The sequence below is a fragment of the Streptomyces sp. MnatMP-M17 genome, assembly GCF_900091995.1.
Lineage (GTDB): Bacteria > Actinomycetota > Actinomycetes > Streptomycetales > Streptomycetaceae > Streptomyces.
This window is the reverse complement of record NZ_FMDK01000929.1, coordinates 1-2,053: the sequence shown is the minus strand read 5'-3', so window position 1 is coordinate 2,053 and position 2,053 is coordinate 1. Positions and strand designations below refer to the sequence as shown.

The 2,053-nt window shown below is 72.0% G+C and carries 1 protein-coding gene and 1 pseudogene; both read right to left on the bottom strand.

What is annotated here, in order from left to right; translation table 11 throughout:
- Positions 1-147: 147 nt before the first annotated feature.
- Entirely contained in the window at positions 148-774 is a 627-nt protein-coding gene (locus tag GA0115259_RS33560; protein WP_093603919.1) for a hypothetical protein, read from the bottom strand.
- A 110-nt stretch (positions 775-884) separates the two neighbouring features.
- Positions 885-2,053: pseudogene (locus GA0115259_RS33555) on the bottom strand (SAM-dependent methyltransferase); the annotation flags it as partial.

Sequence of the window (2,053 nt, the reverse complement as noted above, 5' to 3'; positions counted from 1 at the left end):
CCGTCGCGGCGGCCATCCGGTCGGGACGGAGCAGCTTCACCGCGACACGGCGGTCGAGCCGCTGGTCGTACGCCGTCCAGACCTGGCCCATACCGCCCTGTCCGATGAGCGTGGACAGCTCGTAACGACCGGCGATGACACGCCCGTTCACCGTTCGTTCCGGCCTTCCCGGCCCTCCCGGCCTTCCTGTCCCTTGCGCAGGATGTCGCTCAGCTCGTCGAGCTCGGCACGGACCTGGTCGATACGCGGCGGAGTCTGCGGCTGATGCTGGGGCTGGGGCTGATGCCGGGGTGCGGACCGCGGTTGCGGCTGTGCCTGTGGCTGGACCGGCGCGGCGTACGGAGGCGGATAGGTGTAGCCGTACGGCTGCGGCGACGGCACCGCCGACGGTGGCATGGATGGCATGTACGGGAATGCGGATATTCGGCCGCTCTCGGCGTAGTGCCCGATGTCGAAGACCAGGAAGTAGGCCGTGATCGCGACCGCCGACAGCAGGAGCAGGACCAGCAGAACGAGGTCCGTGTTCGTCGGCTCCGCATTCGCGGTCGTCGCGATGTAGAGGAATAGGCCCAGCTCCGAGCCGAGAGCGGCGCAGAACAGCAGCCAGTCGACCGCCCTGCGCCGCACGACCGCGATCCTCAGCATCGGCACCCAGCCGAGAAAACCGAAGCTCAGCACCGTGAGAGCCACGAACAGCACCCGCAGCGAGATGAGCACGGCGAGGTGCGGTCGCCGCGGGGGCGGGGGCGTCGGCGCGAAGCCGGGGCCGAACATGACTGCTCCTGGGTGCCTGGTGGACTGAGCTCGCACGGGAATGCGGATTCGAGCGTATACACCGACACGGACAACGGGTTACGGGTTGCGCCGAACCGTTGTCGAGCTGATCACATCGGAACGCTGCCGTCCGCCAGACCGTCGTACAGCCCTTGTACGAGCTGCTCGCCCAGCTTTCCCGCCAGCCTCAGCGCGTCCTCGAACTCGGCCAGCGCGCGGAAGCGTTCACCGTACCGCCGCTGGTCGGCGAGCGGCAGCCGGGGAAGCTGGAGCCGGCGCACATCGAGCCGGGTCGCGGTGGAGGCATAGCTGCTGGCCCGGCGGGCGTTGGCGGTGCCACGCAGAAAACCGGCCAGGAACCATGGGTCGAGGGCGGCCGGATCGGGCCGCAGGAGCTGGAGATTGCGGCCGAGCGCCGCGCCCGCCAGGGCCGCGTCCATGACTCGGGCCACCGCGCCGCCGCCGAGGACGGGCACGACCACATCGCCCTCCTGGATCCGTACGGGCTCCTCGGCCACGCCCTCGGGAAGCACACCCGAGGGCGCACGGCCCGCGAGCACATCGTGTTCGGTGAGGACGGGTACGGGTGCGGGCGGTACAGGTGCGGGCAGCGGTGCGGGCGATACGGGTGGTACGGACGTGGCGTCGGCGGTGGCGCCCGAGCCGCCCGCGTACAGCACGAGGGCGCCGGCGCGGGCGAGTTCACCGACGGAGGTGGTGGGCCGGTGGACGGGCGCCGACCCGGCCGACTCGGCGTCTGCCGTGAACGGAGCGCCGGACGGCGTCAGTTCGGCCGTCCGACGGAGCGTATCGGCCAGCCGCTCCCGTACGTGGACCAGTTCGGCCGCACCGCCCGCGGTGGCCGGAGGCGGGAGATGGCGGGCGGGAGCCAGATCCACATCGTCGTCGAGGAGTTCGACCACGGGCACCGCACGGCTGACGCCCGGTCGCTCCTCGGCCGTACCCAGCCGGTCGAAGGGCGCCCAGGCGTCGAGCACGGTGGCATGGACGGTCGTCCAGTCGACGCTGTCCCGGCCGCCGCCCGTGTCCCGGCCACCGGTCGCGGAGAGCTCGGCGGTGTCGACCAGCAGCAGCTCGGGAGAGCGGCGTTCGCCGGCGACGGGCTTGCGCAGGATCCAGAGATGGAGCGGAATGCCGTAGGGAGGCGCGGCTCCGGCGGGCAGGGCGACCACGGCGCGCAGGGCTCCGCGGCGCAGCAGATCGGCCCGGACGCGGCGGCCGGAGCGGCGGGAGGCGACGGCGGGTGGCATCAGCAGGA

What these genes read in the sequence shown, in the direction of transcription:
- GA0115259_RS33560 (WP_093603919.1), bottom strand. Translation starts at nt 774, where the DNA reads ATGTTCGGCCCCGGCTTCGCGCCGACGCCCCCGCCCCCGCGGCGACCG.